This is a genomic window from Coleofasciculus sp. C1-SOL-03 (assembly GCF_040220555.1).
Taxonomy (GTDB): domain Bacteria; phylum Cyanobacteriota; class Cyanobacteriia; order Cyanobacteriales; family Coleofasciculaceae; genus Coleofasciculus.
In genome coordinates, this window is sequence record NZ_JAVJUO010000019.1 from 1 (window position 1) to 21,883 (window position 21,883).

22 protein-coding genes and 1 pseudogene are annotated in these 21,883 nt (G+C 43.9%); 7 read left to right on the forward strand and 16 right to left on the reverse strand.

Annotated elements, in window-relative coordinates; genetic code table 11:
- Nucleotides 1-564 precede the first annotated feature (564 nt).
- Nucleotides 565-3,006 (reverse strand): GH116 family glycosyl hydrolase, encoded by a 2,442-nt coding sequence (locus tag RIE73_RS02250; protein WP_446399633.1) that lies wholly within the window; start codon nt 3,004-3,006, stop codon nt 565-567.
- Nucleotides 3,007-3,182: 176 nt separating this feature from the next.
- Between RIE73_RS02250 and RIE73_RS02255 the strand changes: the two genes are divergently transcribed.
- On the forward strand, nt 3,183-4,652 hold the full coding sequence (locus tag RIE73_RS02255) for a TIGR03032 family protein (RefSeq protein ID WP_446399634.1): 1,470 nt from the start codon (nt 3,183-3,185) through the stop codon (nt 4,650-4,652).
- Nucleotides 4,653-4,826: 174 nt separating this feature from the next.
- On the opposite strand, the gene RIE73_RS02260 is transcribed toward RIE73_RS02255, so the two are convergent.
- Both RIE73_RS02260 and RIE73_RS02265 read right to left on the reverse strand, forming a co-directional pair.
- Nucleotides 4,827-5,603, reverse strand: a complete 777-nt coding sequence (locus tag RIE73_RS02260; RefSeq protein WP_446399635.1) for a choice-of-anchor Q domain-containing protein — start codon at nt 5,601-5,603, stop codon at nt 4,827-4,829.
- A 146-nt stretch (nt 5,604-5,749) separates the two neighbouring features.
- Nucleotides 5,750-6,868, reverse strand: coding sequence for an AAA family ATPase (locus RIE73_RS02265; protein ID WP_446399636.1), 1,119 nt, complete (start codon nt 6,866-6,868; stop codon nt 5,750-5,752).
- A 611-nt stretch (nt 6,869-7,479) separates the two neighbouring features.
- Here RIE73_RS02265 and RIE73_RS02270 point away from each other — a divergent pair.
- On the forward strand, nt 7,480-11,463 hold the full coding sequence (locus tag RIE73_RS02270) for a magnesium chelatase subunit H (RefSeq protein ID WP_446399637.1): 3,984 nt from the start codon (nt 7,480-7,482) through the stop codon (nt 11,461-11,463).
- 41 nt (nt 11,464-11,504) lie between these two features.
- On the opposite strand, the gene RIE73_RS02275 is transcribed toward RIE73_RS02270, so the two are convergent.
- Nucleotides 11,505-11,675, reverse strand: a complete 171-nt coding sequence (locus RIE73_RS02275; RefSeq protein WP_446399638.1) for a hypothetical protein — start codon at nt 11,673-11,675, stop codon at nt 11,505-11,507.
- Nucleotides 11,676-12,193: 518 nt separating this feature from the next.
- Between RIE73_RS02275 and RIE73_RS02280 the strand changes: the two genes are divergently transcribed.
- The 3 genes from RIE73_RS02280 to RIE73_RS02290 all read left to right on the forward strand — a co-directional run bounded on the left by RIE73_RS02280 (nt 12,194) and on the right by RIE73_RS02290 (nt 14,658).
- Entirely contained in the window at nt 12,194-12,769 is a 576-nt protein-coding gene (locus RIE73_RS02280) for a transposase (RefSeq protein WP_446399663.1), read from the forward strand.
- Between the two features lie 34 nt (nt 12,770-12,803).
- Complete coding sequence (locus RIE73_RS02285; RefSeq protein WP_446396122.1) at nt 12,804-13,379, forward strand: Uma2 family endonuclease; 576 nt, start codon at nt 12,804-12,806, stop codon at nt 13,377-13,379.
- Between the two features lie 169 nt (nt 13,380-13,548).
- Nucleotides 13,549-14,658, forward strand: coding sequence for a PCRF domain-containing protein (locus tag RIE73_RS02290; protein ID WP_446399664.1), 1,110 nt, complete (start codon nt 13,549-13,551; stop codon nt 14,656-14,658).
- Between the two features lie 332 nt (nt 14,659-14,990).
- Here RIE73_RS02290 and RIE73_RS02295 read toward each other — a convergent pair.
- The 6 genes and pseudogenes from RIE73_RS02295 to RIE73_RS02320 all read right to left on the reverse strand — a co-directional run bounded on the left by RIE73_RS02295 (nt 14,991) and on the right by RIE73_RS02320 (nt 18,662).
- Nucleotides 14,991-15,441, reverse strand: a pseudogene (locus RIE73_RS02295) (type II toxin-antitoxin system VapC family toxin).
- Nucleotides 15,429-15,650: a hypothetical protein gene (locus RIE73_RS02300; protein WP_446345341.1), complete on the reverse strand. Its 222-nt coding sequence runs from the start codon at nt 15,648-15,650 to the stop codon at nt 15,429-15,431. The pseudogene RIE73_RS02295 and the gene RIE73_RS02300 overlap by 13 nt, the downstream one beginning before the upstream one ends.
- Nucleotides 15,651-15,730: 80 nt before the next feature.
- Nucleotides 15,731-16,030, reverse strand: a complete 300-nt coding sequence (locus RIE73_RS02305) for a type II toxin-antitoxin system RelE/ParE family toxin (RefSeq protein WP_446399639.1) — start codon at nt 16,028-16,030, stop codon at nt 15,731-15,733.
- Nucleotides 16,031-16,049: 19 nt separating this feature from the next.
- Nucleotides 16,050-16,307: a type II toxin-antitoxin system ParD family antitoxin gene (locus RIE73_RS02310; RefSeq protein ID WP_446399640.1), complete on the reverse strand. Its 258-nt coding sequence runs from the start codon at nt 16,305-16,307 to the stop codon at nt 16,050-16,052.
- 487 nt (nt 16,308-16,794) lie between these two features.
- Nucleotides 16,795-17,439 (reverse strand): hypothetical protein, encoded by a 645-nt coding sequence (locus RIE73_RS02315; RefSeq protein WP_446399641.1) that lies wholly within the window; start codon nt 17,437-17,439, stop codon nt 16,795-16,797.
- A 149-nt stretch (nt 17,440-17,588) separates the two neighbouring features.
- Nucleotides 17,589-18,662, reverse strand: a complete 1,074-nt coding sequence (locus RIE73_RS02320) for a DNA cytosine methyltransferase (RefSeq protein WP_446399642.1) — start codon at nt 18,660-18,662, stop codon at nt 17,589-17,591.
- Nucleotides 18,663-19,239: 577 nt separating this feature from the next.
- On the opposite strand from RIE73_RS02320, the gene RIE73_RS02325 reads away from it, so the two are divergent.
- Nucleotides 19,240-19,494: a type II toxin-antitoxin system Phd/YefM family antitoxin gene (locus tag RIE73_RS02325; RefSeq protein ID WP_446399643.1), complete on the forward strand. Its 255-nt coding sequence runs from the start codon at nt 19,240-19,242 to the stop codon at nt 19,492-19,494.
- A complete protein-coding gene (locus RIE73_RS02330; protein WP_446399644.1) occupies nt 19,487-19,765 on the forward strand; it encodes a Txe/YoeB family addiction module toxin in 279 nt (92 codons plus the stop codon). The genes RIE73_RS02325 and RIE73_RS02330 overlap by 8 nt, the downstream gene beginning before the upstream one ends.
- 267 nt (nt 19,766-20,032) lie before the next feature.
- On the opposite strand, the gene pirA is transcribed toward RIE73_RS02330, so the two are convergent.
- The 6 genes from pirA to psbE all read right to left on the reverse strand — a co-directional run bounded on the left by pirA (nt 20,033) and on the right by psbE (nt 21,835).
- A complete protein-coding gene (gene pirA, locus RIE73_RS02335; protein WP_446399645.1) occupies nt 20,033-20,449 on the reverse strand; it encodes an arginine synthesis PII-interacting regulator PirA in 417 nt (138 codons plus the stop codon).
- 67 nt (nt 20,450-20,516) lie between these two features.
- Nucleotides 20,517-20,717: a DUF4278 domain-containing protein gene (locus tag RIE73_RS02340; protein WP_446399646.1), complete on the reverse strand. Its 201-nt coding sequence runs from the start codon at nt 20,715-20,717 to the stop codon at nt 20,517-20,519.
- A gap of 414 nt (nt 20,718-21,131) precedes the next feature.
- The gene (locus RIE73_RS02345; protein WP_006106138.1) at nt 21,132-21,251 is read right to left on the reverse strand and encodes a photosystem II reaction center protein J; all 120 of its coding nucleotides are present in this window, start codon (nt 21,249-21,251) and stop codon (nt 21,132-21,134) included.
- Nucleotides 21,252-21,294: 43 nt separating this feature from the next.
- On the reverse strand, nt 21,295-21,417 hold the full coding sequence (locus RIE73_RS02350) for a photosystem II reaction center protein L (protein WP_446399647.1): 123 nt from the start codon (nt 21,415-21,417) through the stop codon (nt 21,295-21,297).
- A 12-nt stretch (nt 21,418-21,429) separates the two neighbouring features.
- Nucleotides 21,430-21,561, reverse strand: coding sequence for a cytochrome b559 subunit beta (gene psbF, locus RIE73_RS02355; protein WP_446399648.1), 132 nt, complete (start codon nt 21,559-21,561; stop codon nt 21,430-21,432).
- Between the two features lie 25 nt (nt 21,562-21,586).
- Nucleotides 21,587-21,835, reverse strand: coding sequence for a cytochrome b559 subunit alpha (gene psbE, locus RIE73_RS02360; protein WP_446399649.1), 249 nt, complete (start codon nt 21,833-21,835; stop codon nt 21,587-21,589).
- Between the last annotated feature and the right edge of the window lie 48 nt (nt 21,836-21,883).

Here is a 21,883-nt window from a genome sequence, read left to right on the forward strand (position 1 = left end):
GGAAAGAAGACAAGGGGGAAAAACCGTACAGAATTCGGTTCGGTCAAACTAACTTCTAAAAGCCGAAACGCCCTATTTTTCGTTCTCACTCTTCCTTGTCTACTGGTCTACCTGTCTCCCTTGTCTTACCTAAACCCCCATCTTAAAAAACCTACCCTTGTGAGGGGGGGGAGCGGGGGAAGCTGGGGAAGCCAATGTAGAGACGTGCCATGGCACGTCTGGGAGCTGGGGGAGCAAGGGTACATTTTTCCTGAGCCAGGTGATGCCATACTTATGAAGGATGCTACCCGATTTCCGTGAATCAAACCCTCTGTCAATAAAACTCAAAGTATTGATGGGCTTTGCGGTTTTGGCTTTGTGCAGCAAGCCCCAAATAGTACCAGAAGTTTAGCTGTATGCTCGTAGGTATTTCATACGCGATCGCACGCCGTAGATAGGTGATATCATGTCCGGTCAAACACCCCTAATAAAAACGCCTAAAACCCCTGTTATTGCAGTATTGCAATTATGGGCAATCGTTAGGACATGATATGAGGGCAAAGAACTCCTACACAACACTCAACACTATTGACTTACCGTCAAATAAACTGCCCAAATTGCCATCGCCCGCAGATAATGACCTGCCCGAAATGTGCCAATAGGTGTAATCGCTTCTGGGGTGCGGAATTGTAACCCATTTTCATAGACTTGTCTAACGACTGATTCAGTGAGTTTTAACGCTTCATCCTTCATCCCCAATTGAATTAAAAAGGCGGCTAGTCCAAAATTAATCCCTGTCCACACTTCTAGGGGATGCGTCGCATCGGGATATTCGGGAGAACCATCAGGTTTTACGCCATTGGCTGCACCAAATTGGGCATTATGGAACTTTAAGAAACAAGACTCGTACACCGTTTTTAATGCCGACTGGGTGCATTCGGCGGGAACAATATCCGGTAATCCTAATAGTTTTGCATAGAATTGACCACAAAGTTGATCTGCCATCACCACATCGGAATCACTGTCGCTATCCAGGCGATAATATTGACCATTCCAGAGTTTTTCTTGATAAATCGGTTTTGCCTGTTGTAGCCATTGCTGATAATCGTTTAGGGTTTGTTGAATTACCTCTGGATCAGGTAGATTAATGGAAAAAACCAGGGTGTAGTTGTCCAGGAGAATCTGTGCGATCGCGCTTCCGGCTTCTAAGGCGGCTAACCATAGTCCACCACAGTAAGCACTAACTCCCTGCAACTGCCAATCATCAAACGTCTGATCCGGTGCGCCTGAGTTTTCGGGAATCCCATCACCATCCTGATCAAAGGTTTTCAGATACGTCAGCGCTTTGACAATCGCTGACCAACATTCGGCTAAAAACTCAATATCTTTTGACCCCGTAAATACAAAAGTCCGATACACCTGCAAGACAAAATCACAGGGTAAATCTTTCCATTGATTACAATCTTGATAACTGGTATAGTTGGTTTTCTCCCACGGATGTTCATTCGCTGCGCCTAAATCGTGAGGTGTGGCATCAGCGGCTTTGCGAATTGCTGTGGCTTGATTGTAGCCAATAATTCGCGGTGTATCATCACTCGTGGGAATTGCCTGGGCAAAGGCTTCCAGTACCGCTTTATCCAATCGCGACCACAACATTGCTAGAGCAAAAGACCCATACAGCCGCACATCTAAACTTTCGTACCAACGATAATCAAAGGATTCCAACACCCCAAATTGTCCCACCGGATTGCGTTCATTTGCCGCACTCCAAATTGTCCCCCCAGCCGATAACAAATACAGTTCATTAAACAGCGCCATTTTGAACCAATTAGGTAAATCCTGACGCTTTAAAATGGGGTTTTGCCAGGATGAAATTCGCTCTTGCCAAAGGTCAGAATGTTTAAGAGCGGTGCGAACTATTGACCAGGCATTATTCCCGGTGCGCCCAAAGAAATCGGTATAACGGCGGTAATATTTAACCCCAGCCGAAAACTCGGTTACCGGAAAATCCCAAGCGAGGATAAAGGGGATTTTCCGGGTTCTACCTGGGCGCAGTCGCACCCGTACCGCGATCGCACCCGCAATTTGTTCTCCGGGTTCAGCAGGGGTTTCGTCTTGCACATCACTGAGACTCCCGTCACTGGCAAATGTATTCCACACCTCTGATCCATCGCCTGTGGGGTTCCAGCGACAGTGATAGAATACCTCCTGACTGGGATTCGTCACCGTGGCAAAACAGAGTTGTCCTTCGCCTTCTTCAATCTCATCCCGCAACCTCACCCGATCTAACAGACAACCCACGCGGAAATTATCCACAATCCATTGATTATAATTCCCGGTGCTATTGCCCCAACGGGGTTGATACTCGTAAACTGGACTCCCATCATCCCGTACCCGAACTTGAGGATGCTTGATTGCGTTAGTAAACCAGCCCACCATATTCTGCCAGGTGAGCATAATACTTAATATAATCGGCTGATCTGTGGGATTATGGGCAGTCCATTCAAACACCGCCACCGGATAACTGCTTTCCTGATAACAATCTGCCCAAATTGGGGAGAACTGTTGGCAAGTTAATTCCGTTTGAAATACATTCTCGTAGACAAACCAACTGCGGGGATAAAGGGCGTGATAGGTTCCTGTTTGTAGAGACGTTGCATGCAACGTCTCTACATTAGGCGACGTGGGATACCATTGCCATTTGCCCAGACTGCCATCCTCTGGGGGTTCGGTGCAAAGGGCATAGGCTTGGGCGTCTTGGTTTTCTGGCTGTTCAAAGACGCTAAACTGACAAGCTGGCAAAGATTTAAAGGTATGTTCACCCCCATCCAGATGCCATAGATTAAAATCTCCCCGTGGCGATCGCCCCAAACAACCTGCGCCAAATCCACCCAGGGGCATACCATGCCAGGGTCCATCATCCAGATTACTGGCATAGCGTACAGTATAGGGATTCTCCCAGCCCTGTCCAATTGGACGGTGCCAGGTACTCTCAGGGATAATTGGGCGCGGTGGTTGATAGATCATGCTTTAGATCTTACGGCGTAGTGGGTCGCTTGGACTATTTTGGATCAATCTGTAGAGACGTGCCATGGCGCTTAACACAGGTTCGTTCGTAGTTGCGCTTTAGCGCCCTAAGCGCTGGTATCGTTGACTACAAACGCTTAATTCAGTTATGCCCATTTAGTTCCTGTGCATCGAATGTGGATCAAGCTAGGAGAACATCCACCAAAATTTTAGTCAGCTTTAAGCCTTGCTTTGCGATCGCACGTTGTCTGTCGAATCAAATTAAACCGCGATCGTCTCAGCAGGTGGTATTGCAGTTTTCAGTTACATCGGTAAGGGCGCAAGCCTTGCGCCCCTACAGTTGGGTGTACCTCATCTGCTTGGGAACCGCAATATATGCTCAAATGGGAGATATTGATGTTCCGATTGAGTGTTTCATACTTCAGATGACGAACTCTTCCCAGCACCAACCCCAGGACGACCCAATGCGGAGTGTCCATACCACGAACTTTCCCCAAATCCTCACCCAACTGGGAATTTCCTTAGTGGTTTCCACTTACCAAGCCGGTAAGTTAATCGTCCTCCGTGCTGATGGAAAACATATCAATACTCACTTCCGCGTCTTCCAAAAACCCATGGGTTTAGCCGCTGACCGAGGTAGAATTGCCATTGGTACAGCTAACCAAGTTTGTGAACTCCGCAATGTACCAGCCGTTGCTCAAAAGTTGGAACCTATCGGTAAACACGATGCTTGCTATCTTCCCCGTAATTCTCATATTACTGGGGATATTGATATTCATGAAATGGCGTGGGCAGAACAAGAACTCTGGTTTATCAATACCCGTTTTTCTTGTTTGTGTACTTTAGACTTTGACCACAGCTTTGTCCCCCGTTGGCGACCTGATTTTATCAGCGCATTATCACCAGAAGACCGTTGTCATCTCAATGGTTTAGGTATGGTAAATAATTACCCCAAGTACGTCACCGCATTGGGAACAACCGATAGTCGAGGAGGCTGGCGAGAAAATAAGGCTTATGGTGGCGTATTGATGGATGTAGAGACGAATCAGGTAATTGTGCGGGGATTATCAATGCCTCACTCACCTCGCTGGTATCAAAATCGTCTCTGGGTATTGGAATCAGGAAATGGTTCTCTAGCAACCGTTGATTTGGCGTCTGGGAAATGTGAGACAGCGACTCAGCTTCCTGGCTTTACGCGGGGTATAGACTTCTGGGGTCCTTTGGCATTTATTGGTCTTTCCCAAGTACGGGAAACGGCAGTATTTAGTGGTATTCCGTTGACCGAAAGGCTAGAGGAACGCATCTGTGGAGTTTGGGTGGTCAATATTGAGACAGGGCAAACTGTAGCGTTTTTGCAGTTTGAAGAAGCAGTTCAGGAAATTTTCGCCGTTCAGGTTTTACCGGGTATTCGGTTTCCTGAGATCATTGATTGGGATGAACAACTGATTGCCACATCCTATGTTTTACCCGATGCAGCCTTGGCAGATGTGCCTGATGGACAAAAGCAGTTGATCACGGAAACGAGGACTTCTCAACCGCAGGTGAAATCAGATATAACTCAATTGTCTAACTCTCCGTTTCCGAAAAAGTCTGGGAAACCGAAGCGAAAAAAACACGGATTTGGTATCAGCAGCACTAAGCCGTGAACTCAAGTTCCGGAACCCAAGCTAAAACCTGTTAAAACGGGTTAAAACCTCTAGTCAGCTTTAGCTGACTTTAGCTATCAGCCGGAAATTTATTTCCCGGCTGACCTACAGGTAACTGATAACCAAATCCCTGACAATGCTTTGAGACAGAAAACCTTAATAAGGGAATAAGTGTCACGATTTATTTTGCAGTTTTCGCTTCAGCAGTGAACCAGTACCAATAATCACTAGACCAACTAAACCTAGTATTGACGAGGGTTCAGGAACAGAAGTTGATGGCAGTTGCTGCACCTCAAATGCGCCAATATCAACAATCGCAATAGTATCGTTATTGCCATCCACAATTCGGTTAAAGCCCATACCCCGTTGGTCTGTGGTAATTCCATCTGGGACATCATTGTTATTTCCAGCATCAATAGCAGGACTAGCGGGAACTAGGGCGTGAGTGAGAGTGGAACCACCGTTATCTGCAAGAGTGGTATCTAAAATTTTGGTAATATCTGGCTCGATAAGGTCGTTCTCGAAGCCAGTGCTACCAGTGGTGTCGCCAATTAGATTGAAACCATTACTGATAAAGTTCCCTTCAACATCAGAGTTAGTGCCGTTGTTACCAGAAATAATAGTGTTATTAATAGTAACGGCGTAGACGCTGTTAGTGGCATATATGTTGTTAAGAATACCACCTCCAGATATTGCATTATTTTCGGAGATGGTACTGCTGCTTACGTTCACTCCACCTCCATTGTTGTATATACCGCCACCTTCTTCTCTCGCCGAGTTACCAGAAATGGTACTGTTGTTTACCTCCACCATGCTAACAAAGTTGCCATTTGCACTGTTACCAAAATTATAGATACCACCCCCTGTTTCTGCTGTATTACCAGAGATAGTACTATTGATTATTGTCAAGTTTTCTCTATTTGAAATGCCGCCTCCGTTGTTGCCTGACATTCCCCCAGTAATTGTCAATCCATCAATTAGCACATCAATGCGGACATATTTTAGAGCGAAATATACCAGTAAAACCGCGCTACCTCAAGAAATGACGGGCAAACACTTCCTGCTGGCGATCCTCACAAAGAATCACTATCTGCACTCTACGCTGACTCACTTAACCATCTCCTAGCAATGAGTTCTGAGACGGGTAATCCAGAACTATCCGCGACTTCACTACTAATGCGTTTAACTCGGACAGGAGCATTACTTTGACGCTCAAACCAATAGCCAATGGGTGACGCTAGAAGATAGTTAATTAACTCAGGATGGTGAGAAATCAGTAATGCTTGGAGTTGTCCCTCACTGCAAAAATCATAAAGCTGAATCAACCACGGTTGAATTTCCGGTAAGGCTAAGAAATTTTCTGGTTCATCAATGCACAACGTATAGTCTTCCTGTTTTGTGCCATAAATCAGCGTGTATAAAACAATTAACATCTTTTGTCCATCGGACAATTCCCGAAATCGATATTCAAGGGTTTGAGAATTATCTGTCTCTCCGGCAATTCGTAGTGTCAGCACTAAATTTTGTTCGCTGACTCGTTCAAATTTAAAACTAGAAAACCCTTCAATCACATCTTTTAAGACATTGGCGATTTCAGCAATTTTACCCTGATCTTCAGAAAGATAGCGATACCAAGACACAAAATTTTCCATTTGAATCGTCAAACGCATTTCTTCCTGGGAACTTTCATCAATCATCAAGCTGGGAACAATTTTGACGATGATAAATCGTTGAATCCGTTCTCTAAACCAGGTTAACTTGGTATTATCATTTCTTGGCATCAATGAAGGGAGCATAGACTGCGACCAGTCAAAAGAGTATTGGGGTCCCTCTGAATGGTTGTCTCGATAGAGTTTAACTTCGCCTAACTCAAATTTCAGTAAGGGTTGGTTATCAAACCACAGACGCTCATACTCAACACGGCATTTATTCTGATTGTGACCAATACCCAATTCGTATTTGTAGCTGCCACCATTCCCTTGAAGTTCCAGTTCAAACCGTTGAACAGCTAAGGTTTGCCAGCGGGTACAGTCGGCAGCGTTAAAAATTTTATCGACTTTGCTATCACCACTGACAAATGCCTGGATTTTCTGTAAGACTTCAAAAACTGTCGATTTACCTGTTCCGTTAGAACCCAGAAATAGATTAATCGCATCAACGTCAAGTTCAAAATTTACCAGACAGCGAAAATTATCAATATAGATACGTTTTAACATAGGATTATCTATTAAAAAACAGACTATTTTTTCATTTATCAGTTTCTTGATTAAATCTGTTTTTCCTTCAAATTAAAGGGAAGGGTACTCACCACAAAATGCCACAAATGCTGGCGATATCCTAACACAGGAGATGATCCAACGCTGCAAGGGATAGGGAATCTCAGTTTGTATACACCAGTACCCCTGTTTACATGGAAATGCGATCGCATCTAGCCAAGACAGCGCAACGACTAACCTCGCTGGGGATTCTGTGTTTTTGTGTCCCTGTATACCAGAATTGCCAATATTATGTGCCTACATGCACCCCAGTATCTCTAGAACACTGAGTTTAATTTTGCCCAGATTGCTTGAATTGTAAATTTTTGTGAAAAATATTTAGAGCGACTACTTCAATGAATGTAAATAAATGTAAAGTAAATTGAGCAACTTCCTATCGAATTGTGTCAAACGAGGGCGAAAACGCTGCATCGGTCAGCATTTTCTGGTAAAACCACTAAAGTTGCCCTAACTGTAACGCCAAGCCGATTGTTCCGAAGGGAAGCCAAGCCAACTTTCCCTGGAACCCTATCAATGAGAAGAGAACACGCATCAAAAGGAGCTAGAACCGCATGTTCACTCACGTCAAGTCCACCATTCGTCACATCACCCCTGATGACCCCAAGAATCGTCACGTCCTGAAGGTGGTCTATGTCGTGCTAGAGCCACAATATCAAAGTGCCTTATCAGCGGCTGTCCGTTCTATCAATCAAAATCAGCCGGATATCGCCATTGACATGAGTGGCTACTTAATCGAAGAACTCCGCGACGAACAAAACTATGAGGCATTTCAGCAGGATATTGCCCAAGCGAATATCTTTATCGCCTCGCTAATCTTTATCGAAGACTTAGCGGATAAGGTAGTCGCCGCCGTTCAACCCCATCGCGATCGCTTGGATGCGGCGGTGGTATTCCCCTCTATGCCACAGGTAATGCGCCTGAACAAATTAGGCAGCTTCTCCATGGCACAACTGGGTCAATCCAAGAGTGCGATCGCCCAGTTTATGAAGAAGCGTAAAGCTAAGTCAGGCTCATCCTTCCAAGATGGGATGCTGAAGCTATTGCAGACGCTGCCGAAAGTCCTGAAATATATGCCCATTGACAAGGCACAGGATGCCCGGAACTTTATGCTTTCATTCCAGTATTGGCTAGGGGGTTCCTCCCAAAACCTGGAAAACTTCCTGTTAATGCTGGCAGATAAATATGTGCTTAAGGGAAAAACCCTAGAATTTAAAGATCCGGTGGTTTACCCAGACATGGGCATCTGGCATCCCCTATCGACAAAGATGTTTGAGGATGTCAAAGAGTATATCACCTGGTATAACAATCGCGACGATATCTCCGAAGATTTAAAAGATCCCTTCGCCCCCTGTGTCGGGTTAGTCCTGCAACGTACCCACCTGGTAACTGGGGATGATGCCCATTATGTGGCAATGGTACAGGAATTAGAAGCCATGGGCGCACGAGTTCTACCTGTATTTGCTGGGGGACTCGATTTCTCTAAACCTGTGGATGCCTTTTTCTATGACACCCCCACGAGTCAAGGACAAGGGAATGTGCCGCTGGTGGATGCGGTGGTGTCTCTGACGGGATTTGCCTTAGTTGGTGGACCGGCGCGACAAGATCATCCTAAGGCAATTGAAGCCTTAAAACGCCTCAACCGTCCCTATATGGTGGCATTACCCTTGGTCTTCCAAACCACTGAAGAGTGGGAAGGGAGTGACTTGGGACTGCACCCGATTCAGGTAGCCCTGCAAATTGCCATCCCCGAATTAGATGGGGCAATTGAACCGATTATTTTATCTGGGCGAGACGGTACAACCGGGAAAGCGATCGCCCTTCAGGATCGGATTGAAGCTGTGGCGAAGCGGGCGCTGAAATGGGCAAGCCTGCGCCGTAAGCCGAAACTGGATAAGAAGGTGGCGATTACCGTGTTTAGTTTCCCGCCAGATAAGGGGAATGTCGGAACTGCTGCCTATCTGGATGTCTTCGGGTCGATTTATAAAGTCATGGAAGCCCTGAAGCATAACGGCTACGACGTGGAAGACTTACCCGAATCCGCCGAAGCCCTGATGCAACAAGTCATCCACGACGCCCAAGCACAATATGCCAGTCCCGAACTGAATATTGCTTACCGGATGTCCGTGATGGAGTATGAACGGTTTACCCCTTACTCCACCCGTTTAGAAGAAAACTGGGGTCCACCGCCGGGACATTTAAATAGTGATGGACAAAACCTACTGATTTATGGTAAGCAATTCGGCAATGTGTTTATTGGCGTGCAGCCCACGTTCGGCTATGAAGGCGATCCGATGCGGCTGTTGTTCTCCCGTTCCGCCAGTCCCCACCACGGGTTTGCCGCCTACTACACCTATTTAGAACATCTCTGGCAAGCTGATGCCGTACTGCACTTCGGGACTCACGGGTCATTGGAATTTATGCCCGGTAAGCAGATGGGGATGTCGGGGGATTGTTACCCGGATAATTTAATTGGTTCGATTCCCAATCTTTACTATTACGCGGCGAATAATCCCAGTGAAGCCACGATCGCGAAACGGCGCAGTTACGCCGAAACCATTTCCTATCTGACCCCTCCGGCGGAGAATGCGGGGTTATATAAAGGGTTGAAGGAACTGAATGAGTTAATTGGGTCTTATCAAACCCTGAAAGACACCGGACGCGGCGTTCCGATTGTGAACACCATTATGGATAAATGCCGCTTGGTGAATCTGGATAAAGATATCGCCTTACCGGAAAAAGACGCCAGCGAACTGACCCCAGAGGAACGGGATACCCTGGTGGGGTTAGTCTACAAAAAGCTGATGGAGATTGAGTCGCGGCTGTTACCCTGTGGGTTGCATGTGATTGGTAAGCCGCCCACGGCTGAGGAAGCGATCGCGACTTTAGTAAATATTGCTAGTCTGGATCGTCCCGAAGAAGAAATCCTGAGTCTCCCGCGAATTATCGCCAATAGCCTTAACCGGGATATCGACGAGATCTATCAAAATAACGACCGAGGTGTCTTAGCGGATGTACAGTTACTCCAAGACATCACCCAAGCCACTCGTGCGGCTGTCGCGGCGTTAGTCCAAGCCCAAACCGATGCCGAGGGGCGGGTGTCCAAGGTGACGAGTCTGAATTTCTTTAATATGCGGAAGCGTACCCCTTGGATTGAAGCGTTAATTGATGCGGGGTACTGTCAGGTAGATTCGGAGGCAATTAAGCCCCTATTTGAGTATCTGGAATTCTGTCTCCAGCAAGTCGTGGCGGATAACGAACTGGGGGCGATGCTGAAAGCCTTGGAAGGGGAATATGTCCTACCTGGACCCGGTGGTGATCCCATCCGCAACCCGGATGTATTACCCACGGGAAAAAATATCCACGCCCTTGACCCCCAATCCATCCCCACCACCGCCGCCGTAAAATCAGCAAAAATCGTCGTAGACCGCTTATTGGCGCGACATCGGGCGGAAAATGGCGGAATTTGGCCCGAAACCATTGCCTGTGTCCTCTGGGGAACCGATAATATCAAAACCTACGGGGAATCCCTGGCACAAATTATGTGGATGGTTGGGGTGAAACCTGTTCCTGATGCGTTAGGGCGAGTGAATAAGTTAGAACTGATTCCCTTAGAAGAATTAGGGCGTCCCCGTGTTGATGTGGTGATTAACTGTTCTGGCGTATTCCGGGATTTGTTCATCAACCAGATGAATCTGTTAGATCAAGCTGTGAAAATGGCGGCTGAGGCGGATGAACCCCAGGAGATGAACTTTGTCCGCAAACACGCCATGCAACAGGCGGAAGATATGGGAATTAATCTGCGCCAAGCGGCGACGCGGGTGTTCTCCAATGCGTCGGGTTCCTATGCCTCGAATGTAAATCTAGCAGTGGAGAATAGCACTTGGGAAAACGAATCCGAGTTACAGGATATGTACCTAACCCGGAAATCCTTTGCCTTTAGTGCGGATAATCCGGGAACCATGGAACAGAATCGCCAGATTTTCGAGTCGTCGTTGAAAACAGCGGAGGCGACGTTCCAGAATCTGGATTCCTCGGAGATTAGTTTGACGGATGTGTCTCACTATTTTGATTCTGATCCGACGAAGGTGGTATCAACCCTGCGTCAGGATGGGAAAACGCCTGCATCTTATATCGCCGATACGACGACAGCAAACGCCCAAGTTCGGACATTATCGGAGACGGTGCGTTTAGATGCGCGGACGAAGCTACTCAACCCGAAATGGTATGAGGGAATGCTGAGTCACGGCTATGAAGGCGTGCGAGAACTCTCGAAGCGGTTAGTCAATACCATGGGTTGGAGTGCGACGGCTGGCGCGGTGGATAACTGGGTATACGAGGAAGCTAATGAGACGTTTATCCAGGATGAAGCGATGCGTCAGCGGTTGATGAATTTGAACCCCCATTCCTTCCGCAAGGTGGTATCCACGTTGTTGGAAGTGAATGGACGCGGGTATTGGGAGACGAGTGAGAGTAATCTGCAAATGTTGCGGGAGTTGTATCAGGAGGTTGAGGATCGGATTGAAGGGATAGAATAGTCGGTGACCTGACGATTGTAGAGACGTTGCATGCAACGTCTCTACATCATGATCGGGGAAAACCCATAACCTTGTACAAAACAAATATCGGGTGGAATCCGATTAACACACCAGGGGCAAAAGGTTGATTCCTCACCATCTGTACCCGCGATCGCCAATTTTTCTTCGCTGATGTTATAGTCGGTGACATGACGATTGTAGAGACGTTGCATGCAACGTCTCTACACAATGATTGGGGAAAACCTATAACCTTGTATAAAACAAATATCGGATGGAATCCCATTAACCCACTGATATTTCCTCACCATCTGTACCCGCGATCGCACATTTTTCTTTGCTGATGTTATAGTCGGTGACCTGACGATTGTAGAGACGTTGCATGCAACGTCTCTACACAATGATCGGGGAAAACCTATAACCTTGTACAAAACAAATATCGGGTGGAATCCCATTAACACGCCAGGGGCAAAAGGTTGATTCCTCACCATCTGTACCCGCGATCGCACATTTTTATTCCCTGATGTGATAGTAGGAGAAATGCGCCTGTCTCAGATGGGGCAAATTGCCTAACAATTCTGGGCATATATTTCTCATCATGGTATCTATCCTGATTTGGATACCTATATGATCATGCCCAATCATTTATATGGTATTGTGATAATTAACAACCCAAATGCATCATGTAGAGACGTTGCATGCAACGTCTCTACACCATCATCTGGACAAACCCATGACCCTGTACAAAGGCAAATATCGGGTTGAATCCACCCGATTACCCCACAGAGACTATGGCGCAAATGGTTGGTATTTCGTCACCATCTGTACACGCGATCGCACGTTTTTCTTGGGTGATGTCATATCAAGAGAAATGCGCCTATCCAAGATTGGGCAAATCGCCCAACAATTTTGGGCAGAAATTCCTCATCATTGTGCTTATACCGATCTGGATGCTTATGTGGTCATGCCCAATCATTTACATGGCATTGTGATTATTAATAAACCTAATTCATCATGTAGAGACGTTGCATGCAACGTCTCTACATTCCGTGGCGACACGGAGTTCTATCGGGCAAGATCACAAATGTCTCCGAAAGCAGGTTCTCTGGGTGCCATCATTCGATCATACAAAGCAGCCGTTAGTCAGTGGTGTAAAAGGAATAATTATTCATCTTTTGGTTGGCAACCGCGATTTTATGACCACATCATTCGCGCTGATGGATCATTAGACCGAATTCGAGACTATATTATCAATAATCCGGCTAAGTGGGAAGATGACAAAGACAATCCCGCAAATTTGTGGATGTAATCGAATAACTTGCTTTCATGTCTCCTCAATCACTATGACTGCTTTAACCCTCAACCTACACTCAATCATTCAACTAACAGATGAGCAATTTGATCAACTCTGTCAGGACAATGAAACGCTCAGATTTGAACGTACTGCTACAGGGGAATTAATTATCATGCCACCTGTAGGGGGAGAAACGAGTAACCGTAATGCTGGATTAACTGCTCAATTATGGATCTGGAACGAGCAAAATAAATTAGGTAAAGTTTTTGATTCTTCTGGTGGTTTTAAACTACTGAATGGAGCGGATCGCTCTCCTGACGCTTCCTGGGTAAAATTGGAACGCTGGAATGCCCTAACTCCTGAGCAACAAAAGAGATTTCTTCCTCTTTGTCCTGATTTTGTGATTGAGTTACTTTCTCCGAGTGATAGCTTGAAAGACACTCAGGATAAAATGAAAGAATATTTAGAGAATGGTGTCCGCTTAGGTTGGTTAATTAATCAGAAACTGCGGCAAGTGGAAATTTATCGCCCCGGTCAAGAGATTGAAGTGCTTGAATCTCCTTCTACCCTTTCAGTGGAAACAGTATTACCTGGATTTGTCCTGAATCTTGATTCCATTTGGTAGTATTCAAGCTTTACTTTAATTTAAGATTACTTAAAACAGAATCGTTAATTTACGATAAGGAAATACGTCATGACTCAAGTCCCAGACATCAAGCAACAGCTAGAAATCTTGTCCTCTCGTTTAAATAAGGTGAGAGACTGTCTTTAACAATCCTGAACTGACAGCAATAATTCAATACCTAGAGCAGGTAGCCACTCAACCAGACCTTAGCAACAGAAGCCCTTCTTACCAAGAAGCACTCCAACAGCTTAGTAACTACCGACTCCAACTCCAGCATTTTGAGCAGTGGCAAGTTAGCTGGCAAGACCTCCAAGCTGCCTCATTATTGCTAGAGCAGGAAACAGATGAGGAGTTGTTGCAGGAATCGCAGGTACTGATTGCTCAACTGAATCGGGAACTAGAAAAATGGGAAATACAACAATTACTCTCTGATCCCTGTGACCAGAAGGGAGCCTTTCTAATTATTGAGGCAAAATCTAGAGATAAAAATTTTCAATTTTGGGTAATAGAGATAGTACGAATGTATGTTCAATGGGCAGAAAATTATGGCTATAGAATACGTCTAATTGACGTAATTCAGGGAGACTATAGGATAATATATCCAGTGGCTCATCAAGGGATAGATATAATCGATATAATTCAGAGAGATTATGGAGAAAATGCAAGGAATTGCCATGAATCTTTCACTCTGGAAATTTTTGGGCGTTACGCCTACGGTTATCTCAAAGCAGAAAAAGGAGAACATAGTCTGAGGTATAATTCACTTTTTCTTACTGGTGAGGAGCAGTACATATCGAGTGTCACAGTGGAAGTAATACCACTATTAGATGAAGATGGTGAGATTGATATTCCTCAGAAACACTTACAAATCACGATACCCTCCAAGGTTAGATGCTTAAGGATAACAGGGGTTATTTCCAGATGTGTGTTGGTGCAGATTTTGCATGTTCCAACAGGAATTGTTGTTTGCTCTTCACAGGAGCGATCTCAGCTACAGAACAGAGAAAAAGCTCTCATTCTTCTCAAAAGCAAATTGTTAGCTATTGCTCAAGCCCAAGGTGTGGGGGATATTAGTAACATCCGATGTGATTTAATTACAGGAGTATCAGAAGTCCCAAATGTTCGAGACTATCTGTGTACCAAATTTAGTGAGTCTCAGTGCTTAGAGGGGATAGTGCGGGATTGTCGAACTGGGGTGGAGACAACGTCAATTGATGATGTGATGAACGGCAAATTAGCTCCATTTATTCACGCTTATCTGCAATCAGCTTTGGATTGACCTACTGCTATTGTAAGCTGTCACGAATTTAAATTGGGAATATGAAATTATTCTCTACTGGAGGATGGTAGACCAGGCATTTATTGCCGAAGTGCGATCGCGTTTCTGCGTCGGTGTATGCGATCGCGTCTATCTTTTCCGAAGTTCGATCGCTCTCCACTAAAAATCAAGCTCTCAATTCTTCTAACCCACCTTCCGCACGTCAAGTTGTAGTATGCCAAGTAGTACGGAAAAACTGGATAGCTTGGCGAACTTTTTACGTATAAATACTTAGATTTTTCAGTTTTTATGTTCGCCAAGCTACCCACAAGGCGTAATCATCACGTATTACATTATGAAGTGCGGAATGTGGGTTCTAACACCAAAACTGCCAACCCTGGTAAAGAAGGTAAACGCGCATCATTAGTCAAAAAAAACAAAGCACCTTGACGAATTGCTGTAGCCATTTGAATTGCATCAGGCGTTCTCAAATTGTAAGCTGCCCGGAGTTGTGAAGCTTCCTCAGCAATAGCTACAGACACTTCGATAGTCGTCAAACCTTCTTCATTAAACAAGATGTCACGATATTGTTGAGCCAGTATTGTGTTCCCTCGCCGTAGAGGATAAACTAGCACTTCTAACAAAGTTATCACCCTCGGTTACAACCCTAAACTCACCGCGCACCATTGCCTCAAAAAAAGCGTCAGTCATCTCCAAGTAAGTCGGATTTTCCTCTATAAAGTAAATCAGTGGCGCACTATCCAAACCAACGACTTGCCCCTGTAACTGGGCTATCCATTCCATGAGTCTCGTTCCTGATTAACATAGTCTTGAGCATCCATGCCATTCCAAATTTCTTTACCTAGCCCTCGCAACTCCAAGATGCTACGTTTGGGCTTAGGTGCTAAAGTCACTCGTTGATGAATTAAGCTGAACAATTCTTCTATCAGCTGCATTTGCTCATCAGGAGTAAGGTTTTCCGCTAGACGACGTACTTCATGATAAGTAGACATATATTTTCTGTTGTAATGCTCTTGCCCTAAGTCCAATATACACAGAGCGATCGCCTTTGTGCCTCAGTGGATGCGATCGCTTAGTCTTGATCATCTTCCCGAAATAGCGCCTCCAGATCGCGATAACCGCCCACTACCCGCATCACCTCGATTACATTTGTAACCAGACGATAAAAAATTAGATAATCCTCTAACGGTACACTCCGCAAGCCAGGATAGAGTTCATCTCGTTGACGTCCCATTTGGGGGAATTGAGATAGCCTTTTGAACTTCCTGTCGATCTTATCAAGAAAACGCTCTGCCGTTTCAATACTTCCTCTTTGGGCGAGATAGTCCATAATACTCTCTATATCTCGGCTTCTGTCGATGTAATTCGGCAAACATTGCTTATCAATTAGCCTAAGCGCGACGCTGTTGCAATTTCTCTTGCAGCCCAATCATGACGGTTTCTGCATCCAAGAATTCACCTCGTTCAGCCGCTTCAACTCCAACCATAATCTCGCAGCGTAATTCCTCAAATCGTCCTTGATAAAGATTTTCTCGTTCCTGTAGCAGTTTAATACCAGCTAAGAAGACTTCATCAGTAGAGGCATACTTGCCGCTAGCAACCTGATTTTTAATAAACTGTTCCAGTTCTGGTGGCAATGTAATTGGCATACTAAAATTAGCATCAGATTAACCTGCTGCTATTGTAACGCGATCACATCCATACTTTCCCGAAGTGCGATCGCGCTTGCCTTTTCAGTGTATGCGATCTTTCCAGGTTCGACGGTAGGGGCGCAAGGCTTGCGCCCTTTCCCATGTGTCCATAATATCAGTCGCTCTGATCCCCGTAAGAGATATCAAAATGTTTAGATAATATTTCATTCCACTTAATCTTATGATCAATTTGAAGTTCAGAGTCTGATTCTATCAATAGGGAATATTTATTGATAAAATTATCGAGTGAACTTATCAATCTTAAATAATACTTCAAGGTAGGTATGGTTCCGTTAATAATTATTTGGCAGCCATAATTTTTATCTATTTCACTAATTTCTATATCAATTAATTCAGAATCTGAATTTTCAATATCAGATGATGAAAAAATACAGTATCGTTGTGGGTTGTATTTCACTATCTTTTCTTTAACTATACGAATTATTTAAATATCAATTTTCTTACCCTGTTTAATTTCAACAGCTTCAAATAACTTATTGTTTTCATCAAATACTTCAATATCACCTGCACTTCTAGACGTTAGATCGGAAGCTGTATGACTAGCTAACTTTTTTAAGGTACATAATTTATATCGTTCAACTTCTTCAATCAAAATTTGATAAATAGCATAGAACGCAAGAACTGGAAGTTTAGATGCTCCATGAGTTTTATAATTAAAATTAAAATGCTCTTCTAAACAATCTACTATAACTCTAATATTAAGCCTTGCATTATTTTCTATTTTAGTAATCTCAATTTTAGTGGAATTGGTATTTTGGATAACTTGCCCTAAAAGTATTCTCAATACTAACTCTGCTTTGTTAGGATTTTTTTGAACCCAATCTATAAGATTCAGAAATGCTTCTTTAACTGATTTATTACCGATTTTCCCAGGGTAATCAAGAGTGTAAGGTTTAGGTTGTTCAAGGGAACGAGTTAACCAGCCACTTTCAGCCATTGCAGGAAGCCCTAACTCTTGTAACGTAGGAGTAATATACTGTTTATCTATATTTCTACCTGAAAAACCTCCTATTTGGGCTTGATGAAATCTAATATCTTGGTCTGGGTTAAGAGTTTTATGTACTAACAAAGTTATTAAAACTGTATAAACTCCTTTTAATCGAGTACAGTTGTTGGCAATCTTGGAAATAAAATCTTTGTAAGTATCTGGTATTTCACCTTGAATATCTTCAGCATTGATAGCTTGCTTATAAACCTGTAATAACTTTTATTTGTGATTCATAACCGTAATTCTGGTATTTGCAATTGAACAAACTTTTCTTTACTTTCAGCCATAAAATTATTTGCATCTTCTTCTTCCTGACTACAAAAAAATATTTGTTCTTTTAATTGATGAGCAATTTCAGAAACCATGGGAATGCAGACCGAGTTCCCCACCTGCTTGTAACATTCTCCTAAATTTCCGTGAAGTTTAAAATTCTCTGGAAATCCCATAATTCTATAACATTCTTTAATCGTCAATTTGCGAACTGCATTTTCTTGGCTGAGATAAATAAAGAATCGCCCCGATGTCTCTTGAGAAGGTATTGTAGGATGTATGCCTTCTACTGAATAAATTCTATTGGGTTGATGGTGAACTCTAGATAAATGATGAGTGTTGGGTCTAACTCCTTTTTTCCAAATACTCTTATTATTGCGATATCCTACAAAAATTAATCCCGATTGCTGTTGTTTGGGTTGATCTATTATGGTATAGCTGTCCGGCTCTAAATATTCAAAATTATCAGAATCAGATAGAAAATTTTTTAATTTTGCTCTAGCATTTGTTTTTTTTATTTTAGTGAAATTAAATTGTTTATTTTGGGTGGCAACAATAATTATTCTTTCCCGGTTTTGGGGGACGCCAAAATCTTTAGAATTCAGCAGACTATAATTGACTTTATATCCCAAATCTTCTAAAGAGTACAAAATCACATTGAGCGTTCTACCTTTATCTTGATGCATTAAATGTTTTACGTTTTCCAGGAGAATAACTGGAGGTTTTTTGGCTGCGATTATTTCACAAATGCGGAAAAACAAAGTACCTCGTGTGTCCTGAAAACCTTTTCTTTTGCCACATATACTAAAAGGCTGACAAGGAAAGCCCGCCGTTAAAACATCAAAGTCAGGAATACTATTAATGTCTATTTTTCTAATATCACCTGCGGGTTGATCTAAAAAATTATTAAAATATACTTCCTGGCATTTGGGATCAATTTCACAAGAATACACGCATTCATATCCCGTTCTTTCAAAGGCAATTCTAAATCCACCAATTCCAGCAAATAAATCAATAAACTTTAGTTTGTCCATCCCTGTTTTTCAGCAAGTTTGATTCTCTCATTATAAAACATGGTTGCAGATTCACGAAGCCCCAACAGGCAGAAAAGAACAATATGGGCTTGGTTAAGACAACTAAATGAGAGTGAAGCCATCAACAAGACTTCATCAGTAGAGGCATACTTGCCGCTAGGACATCGGTCAAGAAACCGGGTTTCTTTGGGTGAATGATATTTCGTTGTCATCCTCACGAGAAACCCGGTTTCTCATAATACTTGACCGACGCTTTAACAACCTAATTTTTAATAAACTGTTCCAGTTCCGGTGGCAATGTAATGGGCATACTAAAATCAGCCTCAGATTAACCTGCTGCTATTGTAACGCGATCGCGCTTGCCGAATTTTCACAATCATTAGGGTATTAAGTCGAGAAAATCAGATCACTTCGGTAATGCTTGATGTAAGCCTATTGGCGCAGCGCTAATCGTCTTTACCTACGTGAGAACTCCCATTCCTCTAAGCAGTTGGGGAACTGAACCGCAATGACTTTGACGTGCGTAGCTCAGATCAGCTAGGCTATACCTGTACAATTAAACGGACAACTTTGATCGATGAAAGTCGTAACGTTTACTGAAGCTAGAAATAAACTGAAAGCCATTTTGGATCGGGTGGTTAATGATGCTGACTATACTATAATCACCAGACGGGATGCTGATGATGCCGTCGTTATGTCCCTTGAGTATTTTAATAGTTTGCTCGAAACCGTTCATTTATTAAAGTCTCCAGCCAATGTAGCCCACTTAGAACGCTCCATTGCCCAATACAAACAAGGACAGGTAACAGAGAAAGACTTATTAGATGAGTAACCAGAAGTTAGCCTGGACTGATGAAGCGTGGCAGGACTATCTTTATTGGCAAAATCTTTATTGGCAAAATCAGGATAAGAAGACGCTTAAGAGGATTAATAAACTGATCAAGGCAACTAAAAGTATGCCATTTGAGGGGATTGGCAAACCTGAACCGTTGAAAGAAAATTTATCGGGGTTTTTGCCACGTCGTATTGATGATACGAATCGTCTTGTCTACGCGGTAGATGATAATTATCTAACGATTATTTCTTGTCGCTATCATTATTAGGGATAAAACTCGTGCTCGTGCGATCGCTCCAGTCGTACTAGATACGAGTCTACTGGCGCAGCGTTAACCTTTTGGGTTCATTGTTCTGTTGACAGATACTATTATCCAAACTTACACACGTTGAAAAGAGGGCGCACGTCAGTCATCCGTGTCAACTTAAGCCACAATCCTTGTCAACGTCCGGTAGATCCCCGACTTGGAGAATCCAATTTATTCGGGATAATCAGGGTTTCAACAAAGAAGTCGGGGATCTGGAGTAGCGTAAGCTTATCTCAAGGGACAGGTCATTTGCTCGGATTCTTTCTCCAGCTGACGCACTAAGTCTTGATCACCTTTTGCCCTGGCGACTTCTAACCGATGTTCTAGGGACTGACAGATATTGTCCAGGTGAGTGACGCGGGTTTGCTGGAAGGCTTTTTGGCGCGAATTATTAATAAACCAGGAACGAGTTCCTACCATCGTCATCGGTAACTCGACCGGAGTAGACTTGACAACACCGGGTTTCCCGGTCTGATATCCAGCGCCTCGCCACTTTAAATCATGGGTAGGTGGGGGTTCGGGAATATGTCTGAGATAGTGAAACCGCCAATTTTGACCCCGATAAGTGCCGCCAATCTCGCCTTTGGTTACGTCTAATGTGGATGGTGTGTCATCGTAATGAACACCCCGATAACAACGTTTCATCTGTCTTGTCTCCCTTAAGTCTTTTAAAAAATGGTTTGAATTGAGTGAAGCCTAGACTCTAAGCGTTTTAACTGCGCCGATAGGTGACACCTCGATAGGTCAGTTCAACTGACCCTGGGCGTCCAACTGACCCTGGGCGTCTTTGCTGTAGCTTTGGCTTGTGCATTTTCCAAGTGTGACCTCGGTATGTGCCGCCAGTCTCACCTTCGGTTACATCTGCCATTGATGGCTCTGAATCGTAGTTGACTCCTCGATAATGAAGTTTCATGGTTTACGCCTCCAATTGATTTCCACCAGCGAATCTTGGCTTGGGGAAAATGGGCTTCTTGCTCTAATTGGACTGAAAACGCATCTGACTTGGGATAGATCCCTGAATTCAGATAGGTTTATCAAAATATTTCTGTATATATTTTTACAGTTTTTCCCTAAAACTGTCAATTATCAAGAAATGATCACACAAAAGTGGTGATCTCCCCCAGTTCCAGCACCGATGAGAGAGGGAGATGGGGGAGCGACTTCCTGATTAACAAAGGACGAATGACGAATGACAAATGACAAATGACAAAGGACGAATGACAAATCACCATAAAATACCGCCAGTCTCCACAAAACTGGCGGCGTTAATTCTCAGATTAATTTTCAGTTCAATTAATTTTCAGTTCAACTGAGTTGACGATCCATCCTACATTGCAGAACCAACGCCTGCGTAAGCACCGTAGAAGAAAAGACCAACAACGACCAGAACACCTGTTCCAGCAATTGTGGCGACGACCCATAACGGAATTTTTCCACTTCCAGACACGACGAATACCTCCTAGTTCAAGCTAACGAATGAGTGAGTTGAGTTAATTGAAGAAATAACTGGAAAAGAGAATGCCCAACACAAAAACCAACAACAGACCGAGAAACAGAGAGGTCCGGTTCAGTTCAACTGGCTGGTTATTCGGATTGGGAGTGCGCTCTGGCATGGATTTTAGCTCCTATCGTTGAATAAATTGCATGGCGGCGATCGCGCCGAGAAAAAATACGGTGGGAACCGCTAACGTATGCACCGCTAGCCATCTAACGGTAAAAATCGGATAGGAAACGGGTTGATTGGGAGTATTAGTCATGATTTTTTACTGAAATCTCCAAATTTTACTTTTTGGTAAATTCATCAATTTGCTTTTTCGCCTCGTAGCGATCGCTCACAATTGGAACTTCCTGCTGCGGTTGCGTGAAATACTCGTTCGGGCGGGGTGTGCCAAACACATCATAGGCTAGACCTGTGCTGACAAATAGCCAACCGGCAATAAACAGAGCCGGAATCGTGATGCTGTGAATCACCCAATAACGAACGCTGGTAATAATATCGCCGAATGGACGCTCACCAGTACTACCTGACATAAATGATTCCTCCTTCCCAGAAACAGTTATAATTCACTCGACCTTCCT